This is a genomic window from Pseudomonas sp. A125 (assembly GCF_055409485.1).
This window is the reverse complement of sequence record NZ_JBUZVP010000042.1, coordinates 1-18,073: the sequence shown is the minus strand read 5'-3', so window position 1 is coordinate 18,073 and position 18,073 is coordinate 1. Positions and strand designations below refer to the sequence as shown.

Genomic DNA, 18,073 nt, shown 5'->3' with positions numbered 1-18,073 from the left:
GGATGAAATTATGAAAACTTACATGGCCTTCGCGGCGTCCGCGTTGATGCTGCTGTCTCTGGGCGGCTGCGCATCGCAATCACAGATAGAACAACAAACCGCGCAACTTGCCGCGATCAATGTGTCTTTGGTGCAGATCCAGGCAAATCAAGCTGAATCGGTTTCCTTGCAGAAGCACCAAATCGCTCTGCAAGTGCTATCAAACGGCTTGCAGGCTGATCAAAAAAACGCTCATCCACAGCAGAAGTGGAAGGAGTGAGCATGTCAGCTGATGCCCTGAAACAACAGGCTCTAAAGATTGTAGAGGTTGAGCAGGACTCGCTTGCCCAGGCGTATCAAGAGCAGCAGCGTTTACTGGGCCACGAATACAGTTACTTCGATGCCCTGGACATGATTATCGGAGAGGCATCGCAAAATCCGGCCCATTTCATTAATGAACAACTCCCGGCGCTACGCGACCTCGCCGGGCAACAGGGCGACACCCTTTTTGAAGTCGAATATTGAGAGGATAACGTGATGCGTGGAGTTAACCGAGTGACCTTGCTTGGCACCTGCGGGCAGGACCCGGAAGTGCGGTACATGCCCAACGGTACGTGCGTGACCAACCTCAGTCTTGCCACCAGTGAGCAGTGGACTGACAAGCAAACCGGCCAGAAGGTTGAAAAAACTGAATGGCACCGGGTATCGCTGTTCGGCAAGGTCGCTGAAATCGCTGGCGAATACCTGCATAAAGGGTCGCGGGTCTACATCGAGGGCAAGCTACAAACCCGAAGCTGGGAGAAGGATGGCATTAAGCGTTACACCACGGAAATCGTCGTGGACATGCAGGGCACCCTGCAACTGTTGGATGCAAAGCCTGCCGAGCAAGAAGCGCGGGGACCACAGCAGCCTGACAATGCAGAAAAGAGCGAGAAAGCCCCAGGTAAGGGCAAGGCAAAGCCTGCTGCTAACAAGCCTGCACAGCCAGCCCCACAGGCCTCCGATGATGATAGTTATGACCCAGACGTTCCGTTCTGAGTCTGGGAGACTGGTTTACAATGGATAAGGCAGAGGCGGAACGGGTCGTTGAATCGACTCTGAAAGAGCTTGGCCTGATTGATTGGGTCAGAGTGCTTTTATTTACCGACACGAAGGAATACATAGATGCCATCGAAAAAGCCGTTGGACAATCGCTCGACAGAACAGCCCGTGAACGACTCGAAGGCGTCCAAGCTGCGTACCTTCCCGTTGGACAAGCAATCTGCGTTGTGGCTTCTCAATCACGGGACGAGGCCACTTTGCACCGATGTGTTAAGCACGAAGGACTCGGCCACTACGGAATAAACACCTTCAGGCCTGATGAAAAGCGGTTGGTGCTGGATACGATCATGAACTCGCGTGATGAATCCAGCGCGGTGGATACGCCGTTTATCGACAATGTCCATACGCTGAAAGATTTATGGCGTGCGGTTGAATCGACCTATCCAGAAAACTCCCCACAGATGAACGCCGAAGAGGTGTTTGCGTTTGTGGCTGAACATGCCAGTGGTGATGTTTCACGAATCAGCCACGGGGCCGACACTCTTGACGAGTTACTGGCTGAACAGTCACGGATGACTTTGAGCCTGGCGCAGTTACGCGATATTACCGAAAACGTGGCCGCAGGCATCAAACTGGGGATACGAGAGCCACAGACGGAGCCCCAGCAGAACGATGCTCAATATCGTAAGGATGTCTGCTACTGGGGGCAGGAAGATCAGGCCCTGGATCAAGACGAAGAATATGGGCCTGAGATGGACTGACGTTTATATCTGCGCTGGTCTGTAACACCACTCCCCATGAAACGTCAGGTGCCGCGCTCCCGGCTCGTCGTAACGGCTTTATCGTTGCGGCGAACGGAAGCACGGGCGCAGCGCACACTTGACGATACCTCGACCACCCAAAGCCTTGCTCTGGAGTGTGGGGTAGCTTCACCACCCCGCGCTCCTGAGCCCAACGCGGCAGTTGCGGGATAACAAGGGCAGCGCCCTTGGTTTTAGATAGCCCCTTCACCCATTTTTCAGCCTGGACATACGCGTCCGGCATTCGGCTGCGTTTGTGAATGCATGCGTGTGTACATCCGTTAAATTTCAATTAAGGATATTTATTATGAAAGTAGCCGTGCTTAATTATACTGGTACTGTAGGTAAAACTACCGTTGCTGCACACTTGCTGTCTCCACGCATGAACGGGGCCCCTATTTATGCCATTGAATCAATTAATGAGACGGCGGAAGGAATCGGCCTGGATGTTGAAAAGTTGCGCGGAGATATGTTTCGCGAACTTTTGCAGAAAGTCATGCTTGCAGATAGCGCAATCATCGACGTGGGCGCTTCTAATGTCGAAGATTTTATGGTCAATCTTGAAGGGTTTGAAGAGGCTCATGAAGATATTGACTATTATATTATTCCTGTCACAAGTGGCACAAAAGAACAGATTGAGTCGGTGCGTATGATCGAAAGTTTGACGGCAATTGGTATTCCTTTCGAAAAAATAAAGGTTTTATTTAACCGTGTTCAACGAGACGTAGAAAGCGAATTTCCAATTATTCAGAACTTTCACGGACAAAATAAAACGTTCTCTCTCAATAATCGGTGTGCGATTTACGAAACTGAATTATTTGATGCGTTGTCGATTCGTCGCATGTCTCTACAGGGACTAATGGCTGATGGAATTGACTATAAGACATTGCTCAAGGATAAGACGGCAGATGCAGAGGATCGTGCGCGGTGGTCAGATATGTATGGCCTAAAACTATTGTGCAAAGGTGTGAATCGGAAGCTTGATGCTGTTTATGATGCACTATTCACTTGAGGATACGCCATGATTGATGAAACGGCTCCACCTAGAACAGCACGCGATGCGTTGATGATTGAGTTACTAAGCGACCTTGGGAACGTTCACGACGATATCAAGGCCATACCGGAACTGCTGAAACTGTCAATTTCAGACTCTTTAGAAATTATTGCTATTGCTGTAGCTGATGCAGAATCAACCGCTCAGAAACTTCAAGATGCTACCAAGGAAGCCATTCAAACTACGGCAACACGCGTTGCGTTTGAAGCGGGGTCAGAGCTTTCTGGTGCTATACATGTGAGTTTAGAACGCACGATTGATCCTGCGCTTCATAAAGCCTCAATCAAAGTTGAGGAACTGGAGAAAAGGATCAAAGGCCTTTCTGGAAGTATTCGGGACGCACATGCTACACGCATGAACTATATAATGTTGGTCGGCTTTGTGTTTGCCATGGTGCTGACATTGTGTGGCATGACCTGGCTAACCATTATCTCTAAACAAAATGATGAAACCAATAAATGGTTTTATGATGAGTACAAGGCGCAAAGAGATATTATCAATAGCCTACCTGCCGATGTTAAAAGTAAATTTGTAAAGCCTCGTTAGATAACTGCCCTAAGCGGGCAGTTTCTAAGTCATGACTTGTTATTTTTTTATTACGGGCTTAGATAACGCTACCCAGTCGTGTGGCTGATTTCTAATTTCTCGAAAATCTGCGGGTGTCATTGCTTTGCGTGGTGATGACACGGTTTTTTCCAGTAGCGGTTTGGCCGAAGTCTCGCTTTTTATAGCATCGACATGATGCTCAATTGCATGACCTTTGGTAGTGACGTTAGAGCGCTTAGCCTTACGAATTCGATACAGCGCCTTATCGAACATTTTAAGGCTCATCGTAAAGCCGTCTTGGTGAAGGGCATCTAAAACCGCTCTTCGACTCACGCCACTCTGTAGGGCCATTTCTACATCGGCATACACGTCCCGCAGGCGGTCAGTTTCAGATCGGCTGTCATGCATCCCCGCCATTTTCTGCAAGGTTTCGCTTAGAGACAGTTTTGTCATGGTGAAACTAGACCTCTTGGAGGATTCGTGGGGTATTCCAGGAGTATTTCCGGGGTAGTCCAGTGTACACCGGGGGTATTTTTGGGGCAAATGTGGGGTATAGCTGGGGTGCTTTAGGGGTATTTCTGGGGTGTACTGAAAATTCGGAATCAAAAGACAGGCACGTTACCGATTGTTTACAAAAGAGCTTCGCCTTTTATAAACATCGTCCGCGCCAAAGGGGAAACCCCTTTGAAACCCCGCAGAGCGGGAGAGCTGTTGTCTTTTGTTGGTTGTCATTGTTGGTTGTTGTTGGTGGGGTGATGCCATGGCTAAAAAGGTCAACAAGGAGCGCATCGTGTCCTTCCGGTTGACGGAGGAACAGTACGCGCCCTTTGCGGAAATCATCGAAAAGGCGGATATCAGCCAGAGCCGATTTTTTCGCGATATGACTCTCAATAAATCTCCTGTCTTCAAGGAGTCCTCAAAAAACTACGAACACTTGCTGTTCTTATATAGCAAGTCCAGTAATAACCTTAACCAGCTCTCGCACAAGGTTAATAGTGCGTATCGAAAGTCTGGCATTATATCTGAGTCATTATACATTAAAGTGTTGCACGAACTTGCACTTATTCGTGAGCTTTTAAGCGCGGGGGTGAGCCATGTTGATTAGGGTAAGCGGATATAACACTGGTGCGCAAGAATATCTGGAGGAAGGAAATAAGGCCGGGAGAGAGTTTAGCCGTGACGAGCTGGACGAGCGGGTAATTCTGGATGGTGATTTAGATTTGACCCGTATGGTTTATGAAAGTATCGAGGACAAGGGGCAGAATCGGTACTTATCATTCACCTTGGCTTTTCGTGAAGATGAAGTTTCTTACGATACGTTGCAAGAAATCACACAAGAATTTAAGCAGTTTATGATGTATGCGTATAAAGAAGATGAGTTCAATTTTTACGCAGAGGCGCATTTGCCAAAGATCAAAACAATAAAGGATAAAGCTACTGGGGATATGATTGAGCGTAAACCACATATCCATATCATCATTCCTCGCAAAAATATGCTTAGCGGTAACGAAGCAAACCCCGTTGGTATGCATGAAGGAAATGTTAAGTACCTTGAGGCGTTTCAAGAATACATTAATCAAAAGTACGAGCTGTCCTCGCCACGTGAAAATGTACGTGCCGATATTAAGGATGCCGCCAGCGTGTTATCCCGTTACAAGGCTGACGATTTTTATGGAAAAAATCGCGACTTTAAACAAGACCTGGTTAAGCAGGTTATTGAATGTGGTGTAGTAACCCGCCCGGACTTTTACGCACTTGTTGCTGAACACGGTGAAACACGGATTCGCAACGAAGGTAAGGACAGCGAATACATCGCGGTCAAGCTTCCTGGTGACGCGAAGTTTACTAACCTGAAAGACACCATCTTTCAGGACGACTTTATTGTCAGACGTGAATTAAAAAAACCTCCGCTGGATAAAAAGGTTATCCAGGACCGCTTATTAGCCTGGCCTCAACGGGCCAAGGAAATTAAGTACATCAGCAAGGCCACTCCGGCCTTTCGCAAGCTCTACACCGCGTCATCCCCGGATGAGCGACTTCGGCTACTGGCCGAGCGCGAGCGGACGTTCTATCAGACCTATGGAGATCGCTATGGCAGCTTATACGCTCCCGAACGGGAGAGAGATCAGCAGCGAAGTACTGTTGAAACTGAAAGTCGAGGAACTGCCCGCCCTGCCCCTGGCGTGCAAGACGTGTCCGTCAGCGATGTGGCAGATCACGGGCAAGCCGGACGCGCCGGAGTCAGTGACGGTGCGGTGCTATTGCCAGGTGATGCACAGCTTCACCTGGGACAGCCGCAATCGGGAGGAGATTCTAGACTGCGACCACCTATACGAGCCGGAGGACGAGGAGGAGGACGGGGATCAGAGGGGCCAGGGCGACGACAGCAGCATGCCAGCCTTCCTCAGACAGCAGATGGAGCAGCGCGAAAGACAAGAGCAGGAGGAACAAGCCGACAACCCAAGCGAAGTAGAACCGTAACACCGCTCCACCCTCGCAACCCCCACCGCGTCACCACCATTTCCGATATCGAAGCCCGCAGCCAACGGTTGTTTGGTCCGCTTAAAAGAGCAGTGGATTCGGAACTGATTATTAAACAAGCCAAACATAAGCCCATCGCAATTAACCGTGAGGCCTCTACGGTCGCGGCTTATTTCAACCGTCAGATAGAAAGTAATCAACTACTGCCCCCGCAACGCAAAGCGATGCGCCGGGTTAATAAACAATTTTTCGAATTAAGACGTTCGCTGTTCTCAGATGAACGATTGACGCGACAAGACAAAACGCAACTTGTTTCGGTGTTGACGTTTGAGCGATTGAAAGCGCGTGAAGCAATTAAACATCCCACCCAAAATATCGAGGTTAACTTTATGGGCAGTGCAGAGATTCGCAGTCTTATTGAAGAAGAAAAAGAAGACCCAGGCTATTCCATCAGTGGTCCCAAGGGGCCGAAGCCAGTTGGCATGCGTGAGCAAGTTCGGCGGATCGTCGATAACTTGGGTAAGCAGCTAGACCCGGAGACAACTAAAACCCGCGAACGCGAATTGAGTGCCAAGGACATTTACACCAAGAAAGCCAAGTTCAGTCAAAACGTGCATTACCTGGATAAGAAAAATGACAAAGTGTTGTTTGTGGACACCGGCAAGGCCATTTCTCTGCGCCGTACCGGTATCACGGAGTCAGGTGTGGCCGTGGCGTTGAAGCTGGCCCAGGAGCGCTTTGGTAGCACGCTGACCATTACCGGCAGCGCTGAATTTAAGCACCTGGTGGTCGAGGCTGCGGCCAAGAGCGGCATGGAGGTGCATTTTACAGATAAGGACATGAACCAGAGCCTGGCGGCACGTCGTGCCGAACTTGAAATTGAGCGTGATGGTCAAGGCATTGCGCCGGGTGCGCCAGAGCCAAGCGCTGAAGCGACCCAGGAGGCCCCTGCCCCGCTGGACTTTGTGCATAACGGCCAACCGGCGACCCTGGACCTTAATCGTTATCCAGCACAGCCAGAGGCTGTTGCTCCAGAGCAAAGCCCGAGCGAACTGGTGCAACGCGAGGCTGCATGGCGTAAGTCGATGCAAATGCCTGGAAGCGGCCCGATGTCCGAGGCTGATGTGCGTTCCTCGGACACGGTGATGGGACTACGGGGAGAGGATCACGCCATTTGGTTGGTGGCCACCAACGATAAAACGCCTGATGCCTTGGCCATGATCAGTTCCTACATGGAAAACGACAGTTACCGCGAGGCTTTCAAGGGGGCTATCGAAGACTTCTATGCGAAATCGCAAAGCTCACCAGAGTCCATCAAGGCCCTGGACGAAGCGACAGATTTTGTTGTGCCGTTGGTTAACGACATTGAAAGCAAAAAGCACGCCGCGTTGTTGGCAGCAGACGGCAAGCCGGACGTGGCCAAGCCAGTAAACGACCGGAAAGTCATCCAGGGAGAACTCATCGATCATGGCGCAGCGCCGTACCAGAACAAGCCAGATAAAGAACAAAGCTACTTCGTCACCGTGAAAACCGACTCGGGCAACAGGACCCTGTGGGGCGCTGGCCTGGCTGACGCAATGGAACAGATACAGCTCAAACAGGGCGACCGCGTGCGGATCGAGGACAAAGGCACGGTGCCGGTCACGCTGCAACTACAACAGGCAGACGGAACCATGACCGAAAAGCCTGGCTATCGCCGCGAATGGGCTGTCGAGCTGGAGACAGTAGCGAAGGATGGACCATCCGTGACGAACGCAGCGCCTGCGGTCGAGCGTTCGACGGGGCTACTGAACTTTACCCACATGGGCCAACCGGCGTCCTTGGGCTTGGACCAACCGGCGGCGGAGTCTCTTACACAGTCTGAACCTGAGCAGGACCACGGGCCAGAAATGGGCTGATTGACGGGCGTGGCCATCCCCCAAGCGGGGGATGGTTTTGGGTTGGCCAACGTGGAGACAGCACTATGAAAGCAGCAGATTTGCAGGTCAAAACCGCTCTAATCAGGGCCGGTTATGAAGACCGCCCAATGGAGTGTCGCGGGGCGTTGTACGAGACGCTGGAGCAGATATTACGGGAAGACCCACAGGGCAATGACGACCTGGTGGACGGGCTACGTTCGATTCTCAGTGAGGCTAACAAACGTGAAGGATTGGCCGAGCTGGAGAACGCTCGATTGCATCACCCGTTTATTAAGGCGTGTCCTGAATGCGATCAGAAACCCGATGTGGGGCCAGGTCATCGATCCAGCACGGGAGAGGTCGTGGTGATTTGCACGTCCTGCATGACGCCGGAGGACGGCGTGGTCATGCAGGGCGGCAAGACGCTGCTCGATGCCATCGAGCGCTGGAACAGTGACGATTGGATCGCACCGGTGTTGAAGGACAGTCCACGCGGGAGTTTTTTGCTGTGAGGTTTACAAGGAACTGTGCGGGTGTAACCGCTTGTTCTGCCGACAGTTAAGCACAGCGAATAACCACGCATTAAGGGAAGCCGAACGAGGGAGCCTCATGCTACTATCCGCCGAAGTGTTTTTGACAGGGTTTGACCGATGTAGATTCACAAACAGCAGAAACCAAAAAGCCCCGGTTGGCGCCGGGGCTTTTTGGACAATCCAGAACAGGTCAATTTCTTTGCTAGAAGCCTGTTCTCTCTCTCAAAACGTGAGCCAATTATGGCGTTCACTGCGGCTTCGTGCAAGCAGTAAAACGTGATAAGGGCTCACCGCTGATTGGCGGACTTATGGAACGAGTATCCCAAGTGGTTGCGCACGTCGTTGATGGTGGCAACAGACATAAGAAAACAGATACTTATGCAGTAAACATCATCCTTTACCCGACTCGCGGCAGTGACTGCCCAGGGGGTAAGGGATGGTGAAGAAACCCCTCAGAGCCGTCCGGCTCGCCCCTTCTGATCCCCATTCCGCACTGCGTAGACCTGCCAGGGTGATGCCTGCACGTCGAGCGGACCCGCTTCGCCTCACACCTGAGCAACTGAAAAACCCGTTGATTCGTGCTGCAAAGGAGCGTCTTGGCAACATTGAGCGCTACCGAGGGAAGTACCTGCGCCGCCTGGACAGCGTTAATGGCGACCGGCGTACCCGCGTGGAGGTGTTTCGGGCCATCGAGCGCGTAACTGAACAGACACTGGTCCGCTTGGACCTGGCCACGAGTGTTTTGGGTTACCTGGACGACAAGAGCGGCGAGTTTGTTCTTAATACCCAACGGGGTATCGCGGAGGACTCGTCTATTTCGGCACCGATCCTGTGTCGGATGTTTAAAACCCTGGATGCAGCGGATTACGTGTATCGCCGGATCGAGCGTGTGCGCCTGGACGAAAAGGACGAAAACGGTCTGCACCTTGTGCGTACGCGGGTATTGGTGCGCTTTACCAAGCTTTTCTGGAATGACCTTGGGCTGCGTTACGTGTACGAGCGGGTGCAAAAGGCCGCGAAGAAGCGCCGTGAAGCGCAGTTGCGTGCGTTGGCCCAGCGCCGGTTGGCGGATATGGAGCGTCACTCCCTGGAGCTGCACCGGCGCGAGGTGTCACGTCAACGCTGGCAGGACCAGGAGGCCCGCAAGGTGATGGGTGACCGGGCGGTTAACCTGCCAACCGCCCCTACTAAGGTCAAGGCTGACGCGCCTCAGCGTGCCACAGGCAATGATGTGCTGACGGCACTGAACCGGCTATTGGCCAACAAGCCCACCGGCAGCGGTTAATCCCCCATTTTAAAATTGAATCCGCTCACGCGGAGGCATTGTCACGCCTGCGATTTGGCAAATGGGCGGTCCCGGCCGTAGAACCGGAACCGGAGGGAGGAAAACGACGTGTTTTGGCTGGGTGTGCGCCCTGCCCCGGGTTTTGCCGTCCGTTAGCCAAAAGCCTTTAGGATTAAATGGAATTTTATACCCCCGTCAGTTTCCCCCTCCGGGTAAAACAGTGACTTTCGAGGTGTAAACCCCTCTCTAATAATGCCCGCGCACTGTCGTGCCTACGGCACGGCGCGGTATAAACCCTCACAACCGTGCAACAGCCTGTCTAAGCGGCCCAGGGCGATAAAACCGCCCTGCCCTGGCCTTCCGGCCACCCTTCGGGCGCTAAGACCCGGATAAATCGCCCCAGGACGGCAAGCCGCCCTGCGCCTCAACCGGGCGCGTGTGCGCGCAGGCTTATCTGACGGATTGAAAACGCGAATGCTGCCACTTGCCTTCAATGAAGGCATGCATTTTGCTATTTGTGTTGCTCCCGGTAATTCCCAGGGTGTTTGCGTCTGATCGCCAAGCTTCCATAGAATGGATTTCGACTACTAATTGCTATGGTGGCTCTCAGTGCTTTCCAACCCACCTCGGCGTAAAAACAAGCACCAACAGGAGTGGTAATTTGAACAATCGACGTAATGATTCGGGTGAGCTGGTATTGGTGGGTATCGCAATCGTAGTGATTGTCGTGGGCCTATTGATATGGAAGTTCTCAAAGGCTGTCGGCCTCGACTTTTCAGCCGCTGGCAAGCTCCTGCTAGGTCTGATAATGGGTATTGCGATCTTGGGTGCAGGGTGGTGGCAAGAAAATAATTACGGGGAGATCCTGACGGTCAAAAATGTACTTCCTGCATCACTAGCTGTTGTCTGGTTGGGTTTTTGGCCTGCGTTGCAACAATGGGGCAGCGTAGGACTGTTCTTCCAGGGTGTGGGGCAATTAGAAGTAGAGTGGTGGGCTAATTGGGTCACTCGCTGGGGCGTGTTGCTCATCATCGTTCTGGGCGGCTATTCCTACGTATACAGTACCAGGGACAGTTACTAGTTTTTGGTCGGCCCATTAAGTCGATTGCAGTGGTTGCAATGGCTCAAAAGGGTGGCTCTTTATAATGTGGCTCTTTAGGTGTCATTTTCCGAAGACGACTGCACCACTCCGCTGGGGGAATTCGTCGTAGTGCACACGACTGTTGATCTGTCCCTGCTCAATAGTTGTGTGCACGATCTTCGTCTCTGCTCAAAACTCCTCTGTACCATCGTCGCATCGACCTCGGCTATGTACGAAACCGATCGGTTACGGACACCTATCGAACCGCATGTACTTAAATAAGCATTTTATTGTTTCGGACATGACATATAATAAGTACACCCATTTCGTACAGGTCGGCGATTTCCAAAAATGTCACGCACCTTCATCTATGGTCGCGTCAGCACGGCTGACCAGAATACCGACAACCAGATTCGAGAGATTGAAGCCGCAGGCTTCTCAGTAAATCAGCGCCGCATCGTGACCGAAAGCATCAGCGGTAGCATCGCGGCCAGTGAGCGTCCTCAGTTTGCCCGGTTGCTTGACCGGCTGGAGCCCGGTGATGTGCTCATCGTGACCAAGCTGGACCGGCTCGGTCGCAATGCCATGGATGTCCGCGCAACGGTTGAGCGATTGGCCGCCGAGAGTGTCCGCGTCCACTGCCTGGCGCTCGGCGGGGTCGATCTGACCAGCGCCGCCGGAAAGATGACCATGAGCGTGTTGAGTGCGGTGGCTGAGTTTGAACGCGACTTGCTGATCGAGCGAACCCAGGCAGGCATTGCGCGTGCGCGCGCGGAAGGCAAGGCGCTTGGCCGCCCCCCAGCGTTGACAAAGGTGCAGCAGGCCGAAGCCATGCAACGCCTTGCGGCTGGCGAATCGGTTGCGAAGGTGGCGCGCGACTACGGCACCACCCGGCAGTCCATCATGCGAGTGCGGGAAAAACTGGGCAGGGGCAGTGCAGGCGCCTCCTGATAAATGGTGCAGTCGTCTTCTGAAAATGACACTGGCCATTGTTCGCGGTCATGCTCCACCTGTCGCAGTATTTGTCGCAAGTAAAGTAACACCTGCGACAGAAATATGCGACACTTATGGAGCAGAAAAATCGGGGAACGGTTCCATGTCGCACGACTTAGGATATTTGCGACACCTGTATTGATCGCTCCTAGCAACGGAAAGTGCACTTAAGCCCAGAGCCTGCCCCGCAACAATCTGCTACCTTCCCGTTTCAACTGGCTGGTTGGTCAGATATCAATGGGAAGGGATGATGAAAGCAAGCTTAAAGATTTGGCTGGCAATAGGATTATTGGGGACTCTTACTGGTTGCTCGAGCATGGCCCCTCAACCCTATCGACCAGTTCCTGATGGAGTTTCCATAATTCCTAGTCCAAACGGGAGCTTTCAGGTCGATAGGGTCGTAGTAAAGCGAGCGGTAGCTAAGCCATCCGCAGACACTATCCAATTCTGTTTTGCTCAGAACATCCCAGGGATCAACGGTACTCCCTTATCAAACTCAGTAAAGACCAAGATTACCGCTCAGGGAAAAGACCAAGTTTCATTCATCGTTCCTATGACGATGGGAACGCCCCTTAGCTACGAAATCATCTTCTCGGTGACCGCTAGTCATGATTCGGGAAATTTGGCTTTCGACTTTACGAATCTAAAGATTAGGGGTACGTGGAGCGCCAATGAGGCGCCACTGCCTGGATCCCAGGAAGCTAATCAATATGTAGATAGTGCCTTGGCAAAACTAAATAAAGTAAGCGACAACGTAGCGAACTGCTTAGTTACAGAGGGATAGTTAAGATAGTTTCCATCTGACCAAACGATCGGATGTGAATAGAGCTAAAGATCATTATTGGCAGTGAAACGTGACGAGTATTAAAAATTTAATACTCGTCACTACAGCCATTATTATGGCTACATCATTACTGCACATGCCGCAGCGACTTCTGAAATTTTCATTTGATCAAGCCCTCCATCGCCTGCCGTTTCATTGATGCATGCGACGAGTCCGCTTGCTGAGACTCCAGATTTATTTATATTAGAAGCCATAGCTTGAGCTAAACTGGATTTCTCAGAGTAAGATGCATCTCTCCAGTCTCCTAGAGTGTTACCCCCTGATAATGCATATGCAGTGCTGGACAGTATAAATGGAATTACAACAAATACGCTTTTTACTATTGTTTTCATGATGACTCCTGTCTTTGTAATTTTAATACTGACTCATTTTAGTCGATCTGATGCCTTACGGTACGCGGCTTCATTCTCACGCTTATCGATAGCGACCACGAACACCACAATTTCTTGGTCTATGACCTGGTAGATCAGCCGATAGCCCGCGCTGCGCAGCTTTACTTTGTAGCAATCTGGCAGCTCGCGTAAGCGGTTGGCCTCGATGCGTGGGTTTTCCAGGACTTCAGCCAGTTTTTTCTTGAATTGCTGACGGATCGTATCTCCCAGTTTGTGCCATTCCTTCAGCGCACGCTGATCGAACTCAAGACTATAGGTCATCCAGCGTCACCTTAACGCGCTGTGGTGAAGCCAATCGCTCGCGTACGGTGTTTATGAGGGTTTCATCCTCTTCAGTCATAAGCACAGGCCGGAAAGGCAGCTGGCCGCGCTCCGCAACGTACTGCAAGGCTTGGCGCATGAGCTCAGACGGAGTCACACCCAAACGTTCCAATTCGCGATAGGCGCGGTTTTTTAGATCGTCGTCTACACGGACATTGATTGAGGCCATTTCGTGCACTCCTGTAATGACACATGTCATTACAATGGCATTGCAGGAGCAATTTTTCAAGGGGAGACGCAAGAATTTCCTTTACCACGCGTCTGGGAAATATTCGTAGCAACCTTTCAGTGTTATAGATTTAAAAGAGAAACATGAGCCACTTTTTCTAACTCTGGTGTATTTTTTTAAAGTCCCTTTTATCATATCGTTATCAATCTTCTTTCCGAGAAGGCAATCACATGCTTGATACATGAGAAAGGCTTTGAAGGTTGAATATTCACTCACATCCCGTAAAACCCTATGTTTATAGCGATCCGCTTTTTTACCATGCGCCTTGTAGATATCTAATAGTTCAGGCTGATCAGGAGCTTTTGATAAAGCAGCAGCGCCAGCCAAAAATATCTGGTACATAAATTCACAGTTTTTTGCCCAATCACCATCTGCGTCCTCAGCTACACGACTTAATTCTTCTAAGTATATAAGCACTCTAGATCGATTCTTTTTTGGTAGGAAATAAAACCCACTTAGAATGACTCCATGTAGTTCTGCATGGACCGATGATAGTCCAATCGATTCTAGCGCACTCAAGTTGTCTCTCGTATATTGTCCTGTCTTGTCTAGCTTGATTATCTTATCTATTAACTTTACTCTACCTGATATTTTAACAGGATATTTTTTTGCATATTCAACAATCACGTTGCCTAAGAACTTTTCCAACAATCGTAGGATTGTTTTATCTTTCATTTTTTCGGTTACGCGCCATTTGTTTTTCAATTCTACTCGATCAATAGAATAGCCAGCGCTCTGAAAGATTTTTGTCCCATTCTTCTTGTTTTGGTCACTCTCTCCATATACTAGATTTAATGGATGAAGCAGTCCAATTCTATCGCTTCCTTTTACAGGATACACATGACATATATCCATATTCCTATCATTCCTGGTTTTTGGTTTATTGCAGATTATTCCTATCAGTTGTTTCAATGAGGCGACAGTATGGTGTGACATGATTTGTACTGATCCAGCTCGTTTGCACTGCTGCGATATGTAAAGCCATTCCTTATTTACAGAAAGATTCTTTAGACGCACATTTAGACGATTTTGTTGCCGAGGGTTGAGGTCTTTTTTCTTTCTGTGCGCCATTTGCTTATGGGATTCGTTACAGAAACGTTTTTTATAGTACTGTGGAGAACCTCTTTCAATTAACTTACGACAATACTCACAAAATTTATCCGACATTGGTCTACCTATGCTTGTGGTTTTTTACCTCTCTAGTGATATTTACAGTTTTTTATATAACTGAACTGCCCGGAAACAAAGGGCTGTGTAGGTGAGTCGTATACTTTTAAGTAACTACCCTATGTTTCGATTTAAGAGTTGGTGTCGGGTATTTTAGCCAGTGGTTTTGTAAATAGGGGTTTGGGGAGCAATGGAACCGAAAACCAACGTAAGCACGAATTAGAGTTCGCTTTACTCGTATGTGACTGTTGATTGGAGAACTCTGATTGTCGAAACGAGTTTATCGAACCCTGAATTCATAGAATAAGCGCAACGCTTGAAACGAGAGGCAGAGAGCCAGCCACCGGTAGAATCCAGGCTCTCACACCGAAGGATTCAAGCGCAGATGACTACGCATTACCGGCAGCTGACTCAGGGACAACGTTACCAGATTGAGGCTGGCTTGAGCGCCGCAGAGAGCCAGGCGAGCATTGCAAAGCGGGTCGGCGTGCATCCCTCGACGATCAGTCGCGAGGTTCGCCGCAACAGCACCCAGAATATCTACAAGGCTGTTTCTGCGGCCCATGAAAGTGATGCTCGTCGAGCGGGTGCGCGCAAGTTTTGCAAGCCGGCGACATGGCTCAGCCATCATCTCCCGGTGTGGCTCAAGCATGGCATGAGTCCGGAGCAGATCGCCCAGCGGTTGAAGCAGGAGCAGCCAAGCCGGGCGGTCAGCCATGAGTGGATTTATCGGTTCATTGCCGCCGAACAGCGCGCCGGTGGTGAGCTTTATACCTATCTGCGACATCGCCGAAAGCGCTACCGGAAACGCTATGGAAGCCACGATCGGCGCGGGCAGCTGCGTAATCGCGTGTCAATCAGTGAACGCCCAGCCGAGGTCGAAAGCCGCGAGCGCCTGGGGGACTGGGAGGGCGATACGGTACATGGACTGGGCGGTAACCTGGTGACCCTGGTTGATCGCAAAAGCGGCTATCTGAGCGCCTATCCGGTCAAGCGCAGAACGCGCCGGCAGGTAACGCGGGCGATCAATCTGATGCTTCAGGGCCATGCCGCTCACACGCTGACGCTGGATAACGGAAGGGAGTTTGCCGGGCATGAACGCATCGCGCTACGGAGCCAGTGCCAGGTCTTTTTTGCAGACCCCTATTCATCCTGGCAACGTGGCACCAATGAAAACACCAACGGTCTGCTCCGCCAGTATTTCCCCAAGGGCAGCGACTTCAGCAAGCTGACCGTCGAAGCCGTCAATCGGACAGTAGCGAGGATCAATCTACGCCCGCGCAAGCGCTTGGGCTGGAAGACGCCGTACGAAGTGCATACAGGGGTGAGCGTTGCACTTATGTGTTGAATTCAGGATGCACGCTTAAAAATAATAAAAGCAGACTTGACCTGATAGTTTGGCTGTGAGCAATTATGTGCTTAGTGCATCTAACTTTGTTTTAGGGCGACTGCCCTGCTGCGTAACATCGTTGCTGCTCCATAACATCAAACATCGACCCACGGCGTAACGCGCTTGCTGCTTGGATGCCCGAGGCATAGACTGTACAAAAAAACAGTCATAACAAGCCATGAAAACCGCCACTGCGCCGTTACCACCGCTGCGTTCGGTCAAGGTTCTGGACCAGTTGCGTGAGCGCATACGCTACTTGCATTACAGCTTACGAACCGAACAGGCTTATGTCCACTGGGTTCGTGCCTTCATCCGTTTCCACGGTGTGCGTCACCCGGCAACCTTGGGCAGCAGCGAAGTCGAGGCATTTCTGTCCTGGCTGGCGAACGAGCGCAAGGTTTCGGTCTCCACGCATCGTCAGGCATTGGCGGCCTTGCTGTTCTTCTACGGCAAGGTGCTGTGCACGGATCTGCCCTGGCTTCAGGAGATCGGAAGACCTCGGCCGTCGCGGCGCTTGCCGGTGGTGCTGACCCCGGATGAAGTGGTTCGCATCCTCGGTTTTCTGGAAGGCGAGCATCGTTTGTTCGCCCAGCTTCTGTATGGAACGGGCATGCGGATCAGTGAGGGTTTGCAACTGCGGGTCAAGGATCTGGATTTCGATCACGGCACGATCATCGTGCGGGAGGGCAAGGGCTCCAAGGATCGGGCCTTGATGTTACCCGAGAGCTTGGCACCCAGCCTGCGCGAGCAGCTGTCGCGTGCACGGGCATGGTGGCTGAAGGACCAGGCCGAGGGCCGCAGCGGCGTTGCGCTTCCCGACGCCCTTGAGCGGAAGTATCCGCGCGCCGGGCATTCCTGGCCGTGGTTCTGGGTTTTTGCGCAGCACACGCATTCGACCGATCCACGGAGCGGTGTCGTGCGTCGCCATCACATGTATGACCAGACCTTTCAGCGCGCCTTCAAACGTGCCGTAGAACAAGCAGGCATCACGAAGCCCGCCACACCGCACACCCTCCGCCACTCGTTCGCGACGGCCTTGCTCCGCAGCGGTTACGACATTCGAACCGTGCAGGATCTGCTCGGCCATTCCGACGTCTCTACGACGATGATTTACACGCATGTGCTGAAAGTTGGCGGTGCCGGAGTGCGCTCACCGCTTGATGCGCTGCCGCCCCTCACTAGTGAGAGGTAGGGCAGCGCAAGTCAATCCTGGCGGATTCACTACCCCTGCGCGAAGGCCATCGGTGCCGCATCGAACGGCCGGTTGCGGAAAGTCCTCCCTGCGTCCGCTGATGGCCGGCAGCAGCCCGTCGTTGCCTGATGGATCCAACCCCTCCGCTGCTATAGTGCAGTCGGCTTCTGACGTTCAGTGCAGCCGTCTTCTGAAAACGACATGGCTGCAAAGCGTCGAGCTGCGCCGTCGCGTGCATGCCGGCCTGAACAAGGGTGAAGCGCGCAACTCCCTGGCCAGGGCGGTGTTCTTCAACCGCCTCGGCGAAATCAGGGATCGGAGCTTCGAGCAGCAGCGCTACCGGGCCAGCGGCCTCAACCTGGTGACGGCGGCTATCGTGCTGTGGAACACGGTGTACCTGGAGCGCGCCACCCAGGGGTTGGTCGAGGCCGGCAAGCCGGTGGACGGCGAGCTGCTGCAATTCCTGTCGCCGCTGGGCTGGGAGCACATCAACCTAACCGGCGATTACGTCTGGCGGCAGAGCCGCAGACTGGAAGACGGGAAGTTTCGGCCCCTACGGATGCCCGGAAAACCTTAGCGTACGATTTTTTCCGAATTCTGCGGGCTCCCCATTATGGTAAATCCGGGGGCCTTCCTTCTTCCCTCCTATGCTCACGCCAAACCAAGCCGCTCGACCGTTACCAAGCATTTCGCACGGCAGCCAAGGGAAAAGTGGGGCCGCCCGTTTCCAATGCCTTAATGATGAACTTAACCATCAAAAACAGGTTTCCGCATAATAGTGAATAGCGATAGAGTTTTCCGTACATTTTTGAGGGGGTGTTGCACAGGTAGCACAGCGGCGGCTGAC

20 protein-coding genes and 1 pseudogene are annotated in these 18,073 nt (G+C 51.9%); 16 read left to right on the top strand and 5 right to left on the bottom strand.

The features are described 5' to 3' along the window. The first annotated feature begins 10 nt into the window (after positions 1-10). From ACZRN6_RS33515 to ACZRN6_RS33490, 6 genes are all read left to right on the top strand, one after another. Positions 11-259, top strand: coding sequence for a hypothetical protein (locus ACZRN6_RS33515; protein WP_198831375.1), 249 nt, complete (start codon positions 11-13; stop codon positions 257-259). Positions 260-261: 2 nt separating this feature from the next. After that, positions 262-504, top strand: a complete 243-nt coding sequence (locus ACZRN6_RS33510; protein WP_198831376.1) for a hypothetical protein — start codon at positions 262-264, stop codon at positions 502-504. 9 nt (positions 505-513) lie between these two features. Continuing rightward, complete coding sequence (ssb, locus tag ACZRN6_RS33505) at positions 514-1,017, top strand: single-stranded DNA-binding protein (RefSeq protein ID WP_307830583.1); 504 nt, start codon at positions 514-516, stop codon at positions 1,015-1,017. A gap of 20 nt (positions 1,018-1,037) precedes the next feature. Further along, positions 1,038-1,781 carry a hypothetical protein gene (locus ACZRN6_RS33500; protein WP_198831378.1) on the top strand — a complete coding sequence of 248 codons (744 nt, stop codon included), beginning with the start codon at positions 1,038-1,040 and terminating at the stop codon, positions 1,779-1,781. Positions 1,782-2,127: 346 nt separating this feature from the next. Continuing rightward, positions 2,128-2,832 carry a StbB family protein gene (gene stbB / locus ACZRN6_RS33495; RefSeq protein WP_198831379.1) on the top strand — a complete coding sequence of 235 codons (705 nt, stop codon included), beginning with the start codon at positions 2,128-2,130 and terminating at the stop codon, positions 2,830-2,832. Positions 2,833-2,841: 9 nt separating this feature from the next. Continuing rightward, on the top strand, positions 2,842-3,420 hold the full coding sequence (locus ACZRN6_RS33490; protein WP_198831380.1) for a hypothetical protein: 579 nt from the start codon (positions 2,842-2,844) through the stop codon (positions 3,418-3,420). 39 nt (positions 3,421-3,459) lie between these two features. Here ACZRN6_RS33490 and ACZRN6_RS33485 read toward each other — a convergent pair whose 3' ends face one another. Next, the gene (locus ACZRN6_RS33485; RefSeq protein ID WP_198831381.1) at positions 3,460-3,873 is read right to left on the bottom strand and encodes a hypothetical protein; all 414 of its coding nucleotides are present in this window, start codon (positions 3,871-3,873) and stop codon (positions 3,460-3,462) included. Between the two features lie 307 nt (positions 3,874-4,180). Between ACZRN6_RS33485 and ACZRN6_RS33480 the strand changes: the two genes are divergently transcribed. From ACZRN6_RS33480 to ACZRN6_RS33450, 7 genes are all read left to right on the top strand, one after another. Continuing rightward, positions 4,181-4,525, top strand: coding sequence for a plasmid mobilization protein (locus ACZRN6_RS33480; RefSeq protein WP_198831382.1), 345 nt, complete (start codon positions 4,181-4,183; stop codon positions 4,523-4,525). 986 nt (positions 4,526-5,511) lie between these two features. Continuing rightward, on the top strand, positions 5,512-5,901 hold the full coding sequence (locus ACZRN6_RS33475; protein ID WP_233098430.1) for a hypothetical protein: 390 nt from the start codon (positions 5,512-5,514) through the stop codon (positions 5,899-5,901). A 224-nt stretch (positions 5,902-6,125) separates the two neighbouring features. Next, positions 6,126-7,799, top strand: coding sequence for an LPD7 domain-containing protein (locus ACZRN6_RS33470; RefSeq protein WP_463862590.1), 1,674 nt, complete (start codon positions 6,126-6,128; stop codon positions 7,797-7,799). 65 nt (positions 7,800-7,864) lie between these two features. Then, positions 7,865-8,311, top strand: coding sequence for a hypothetical protein (locus ACZRN6_RS33465; protein WP_198831384.1), 447 nt, complete (start codon positions 7,865-7,867; stop codon positions 8,309-8,311). 535 nt (positions 8,312-8,846) lie between these two features. Continuing rightward, positions 8,847-9,617 (top strand): hypothetical protein, encoded by a 771-nt coding sequence (locus ACZRN6_RS33460; RefSeq protein ID WP_198831385.1) that lies wholly within the window; start codon positions 8,847-8,849, stop codon positions 9,615-9,617. A 661-nt stretch (positions 9,618-10,278) separates the two neighbouring features. Continuing rightward, on the top strand, positions 10,279-10,698 hold the full coding sequence (locus ACZRN6_RS33455) for a hypothetical protein (RefSeq protein WP_198831386.1): 420 nt from the start codon (positions 10,279-10,281) through the stop codon (positions 10,696-10,698). A gap of 351 nt (positions 10,699-11,049) precedes the next feature. After that, on the top strand, positions 11,050-11,649 hold the full coding sequence (locus tag ACZRN6_RS33450) for a recombinase family protein (RefSeq protein WP_198831387.1): 600 nt from the start codon (positions 11,050-11,052) through the stop codon (positions 11,647-11,649). A 945-nt stretch (positions 11,650-12,594) separates the two neighbouring features. On the opposite strand, the gene ACZRN6_RS33445 is transcribed toward ACZRN6_RS33450, so the two are convergent. From ACZRN6_RS33445 to ACZRN6_RS33430, 4 genes are all read right to left on the bottom strand, one after another. Next, positions 12,595-12,867 carry a hypothetical protein gene (locus ACZRN6_RS33445; RefSeq protein WP_198831388.1) on the bottom strand — a complete coding sequence of 91 codons (273 nt, stop codon included), beginning with the start codon at positions 12,865-12,867 and terminating at the stop codon, positions 12,595-12,597. A gap of 33 nt (positions 12,868-12,900) precedes the next feature. Beyond that, entirely contained in the window at positions 12,901-13,188 is a 288-nt protein-coding gene (locus ACZRN6_RS33440) for a type II toxin-antitoxin system RelE family toxin (RefSeq protein WP_198831389.1), read from the bottom strand. Further along, positions 13,178-13,417, bottom strand: coding sequence for a type II toxin-antitoxin system RelB/DinJ family antitoxin (locus tag ACZRN6_RS33435; RefSeq protein ID WP_090470222.1), 240 nt, complete (start codon positions 13,415-13,417; stop codon positions 13,178-13,180). The genes ACZRN6_RS33440 and ACZRN6_RS33435 overlap by 11 nt, the downstream gene beginning before the upstream one ends. An 81-nt stretch (positions 13,418-13,498) precedes the next feature. Beyond that, a complete protein-coding gene (locus ACZRN6_RS33430; RefSeq protein ID WP_464009789.1) occupies positions 13,499-14,644 on the bottom strand; it encodes a hypothetical protein in 1,146 nt (381 codons plus the stop codon). A 385-nt stretch (positions 14,645-15,029) separates the two neighbouring features. Here ACZRN6_RS33430 and ACZRN6_RS33425 point away from each other — a divergent pair, with 385 nt between their 5' ends. The 3 genes and pseudogenes from ACZRN6_RS33425 to ACZRN6_RS33415 form a co-directional block, all read left to right on the top strand. After that, positions 15,030-15,992, top strand: a complete 963-nt coding sequence (locus tag ACZRN6_RS33425) for an IS30-like element ISPpu17 family transposase (RefSeq protein ID WP_004577240.1) — start codon at positions 15,030-15,032, stop codon at positions 15,990-15,992. Positions 15,993-16,212: 220 nt separating this feature from the next. Next, complete coding sequence (gene intI1 / locus ACZRN6_RS33420; protein WP_000845048.1) at positions 16,213-17,226, top strand: class 1 integron integrase IntI1; 1,014 nt, start codon at positions 16,213-16,215, stop codon at positions 17,224-17,226. A 202-nt stretch (positions 17,227-17,428) separates the two neighbouring features. Then, positions 17,429-17,803, top strand: a pseudogene (locus ACZRN6_RS33415) (Tn3 family transposase); the annotation flags it as partial. Between the last annotated feature and the right edge of the window lie 270 nt (positions 17,804-18,073).

Coding starts and splice junctions, on each gene's coding strand:
- ACZRN6_RS33515 (WP_198831375.1), top strand. CDS start 11: ATGAAAACTTACATGGCCTTCGCGGCGTCCGCGTTGATGCTGCTGTCT.
- ACZRN6_RS33510 (WP_198831376.1), top strand. CDS start 262: ATGTCAGCTGATGCCCTGAAACAACAGGCTCTAAAGATTGTAGAGGTT.
- ACZRN6_RS33500 (WP_198831378.1), top strand. CDS start 1,038: ATGGATAAGGCAGAGGCGGAACGGGTCGTTGAATCGACTCTGAAAGAG.
- stbB (WP_198831379.1), top strand. CDS start 2,128: ATGAAAGTAGCCGTGCTTAATTATACTGGTACTGTAGGTAAAACTACC.
- ACZRN6_RS33490 (WP_198831380.1), top strand. CDS start 2,842: ATGATTGATGAAACGGCTCCACCTAGAACAGCACGCGATGCGTTGATG.
- ACZRN6_RS33485 (WP_198831381.1), bottom strand. CDS start 3,873: ATGACAAAACTGTCTCTAAGCGAAACCTTGCAGAAAATGGCGGGGATG.
- ACZRN6_RS33480 (WP_198831382.1), top strand. CDS start 4,181: ATGGCTAAAAAGGTCAACAAGGAGCGCATCGTGTCCTTCCGGTTGACG.
- ACZRN6_RS33475 (WP_233098430.1), top strand. CDS start 5,512: ATGGCAGCTTATACGCTCCCGAACGGGAGAGAGATCAGCAGCGAAGTA.
- ACZRN6_RS33470 (WP_463862590.1), top strand. CDS start 6,126: ATGCGCCGGGTTAATAAACAATTTTTCGAATTAAGACGTTCGCTGTTC.
- ACZRN6_RS33465 (WP_198831384.1), top strand. CDS start 7,865: ATGAAAGCAGCAGATTTGCAGGTCAAAACCGCTCTAATCAGGGCCGGT.
- ACZRN6_RS33460 (WP_198831385.1), top strand. CDS start 8,847: ATGCCTGCACGTCGAGCGGACCCGCTTCGCCTCACACCTGAGCAACTG.
- ACZRN6_RS33450 (WP_198831387.1), top strand. CDS start 11,050: ATGTCACGCACCTTCATCTATGGTCGCGTCAGCACGGCTGACCAGAAT.
- ACZRN6_RS33445 (WP_198831388.1), bottom strand. CDS start 12,867: ATGAAAACAATAGTAAAAAGCGTATTTGTTGTAATTCCATTTATACTG.
- ACZRN6_RS33440 (WP_198831389.1), bottom strand. CDS start 13,188: ATGACCTATAGTCTTGAGTTCGATCAGCGTGCGCTGAAGGAATGGCAC.
- ACZRN6_RS33435 (WP_090470222.1), bottom strand. CDS start 13,417: ATGGCCTCAATCAATGTCCGTGTAGACGACGATCTAAAAAACCGCGCC.
- ACZRN6_RS33430 (WP_464009789.1), bottom strand. CDS start 14,644: ATGTCGGATAAATTTTGTGAGTATTGTCGTAAGTTAATTGAAAGAGGT.
- ACZRN6_RS33425 (WP_004577240.1), top strand. CDS start 15,030: ATGACTACGCATTACCGGCAGCTGACTCAGGGACAACGTTACCAGATT.
- intI1 (WP_000845048.1), top strand. CDS start 16,213: ATGAAAACCGCCACTGCGCCGTTACCACCGCTGCGTTCGGTCAAGGTT.